Annotated in this window: 1 protein-coding gene; it reads right to left on the bottom strand. The window is 76.1% G+C overall.

Annotated features, from left to right (window positions below):
- Positions 1-95: 95 nt before the first annotated feature.
- Positions 96-446: a hypothetical protein gene (locus tag B7767_RS24655; protein ID WP_085574121.1), complete on the bottom strand. Its 351-nt coding sequence runs from the start codon at positions 444-446 to the stop codon at positions 96-98.
- Between the last annotated feature and the right edge of the window lie 427 nt (positions 447-873).

Here is an 873-nt window from a genome sequence, read left to right as displayed (position 1 = left end):
GGCGCGGGGTGCGCGCCCGTCCGGGCTCCCCGTCGGGCGGGTGCGCACCCCCGGGTGTTCCGGGGCGGGCGTCACCGCCCGCCCCGGAGCGGGGTTCAGGCGATGGCCAGGCGCACCTGGGCCGAGTCCGTCCCGCCGAAGGTGAAGTCGAACTGCTCGCGGACCCCGGAGCCGCAGGCCTGCTTCGTGCGGTACTCGCCGTTGCCGCCGACGACGCGGACCATGGCGCACTTGCCGTCCATGCGGGTGTCCTCGAGCCAGCCGGACACCCGCACGGCGCCGCCCGAGCAGCTCAGGGACCAACTGGCGATCGCGCCGTCGATCTTCGGGGACGCCGTGGACGGGCAGGTGGCGGCGCTCGCCGTGCCGGCGGCGCCGAAGGCCAGCCCACCGGCGAGGACGATCGTCGAGAGCGCGGACATGACGGACTTGCGGACAGCGGACATGGAGGTACCCCTTCGGGTCGAGAGTGGTCAGGAAGCGCACCGGCGCCACGCCCCGGGCACGTCGCCCGCCGACGAGGGCGGGCCGGGGTGGCCGGGGAGCGCCGGGCACTGCATCCAGACTGACCGTGGGAGCGGGGTGCGGGAAGACATTCCCGGGGGTCTGCACAGGCGCATCCATGCAGGCTCCGTGCAGCCTGCGAGATGGGGTCCTGGCCTGCGGTTATGCCGGTCGGGAGAGCAAGTCCCGCATCATGCGGCACGGGAGTGGGCGGCGTGCGTGCGGGCCGCCCACCCCCGTACGGACGTCTCACGCGGGCGGGCGGCCCGGCCCGGCCCGGTCACGTCGCAACGCGGACGGCGGCCGGACCGGCCCGCTCACGCCGACGTGGACGGCGGCGGGCTCGTGGGCCGCTGGTACGCGGGGGCG

Source organism: Streptomyces sp. 13-12-16 (genome assembly GCF_002114215.1).
Classification (GTDB): domain Bacteria; phylum Actinomycetota; class Actinomycetes; order Streptomycetales; family Streptomycetaceae; genus Streptomyces.
The sequence above is the reverse complement of the archived record's forward strand: the minus strand, read 5'-3'. Positions and strand labels throughout refer to the sequence as shown.

What these genes read in the sequence shown, in the direction of transcription:
- B7767_RS24655 (WP_085574121.1), bottom strand. Translation starts at nt 446, where the DNA reads ATGTCCGCTGTCCGCAAGTCCGTCATGTCCGCGCTCTCGACGATCGTC.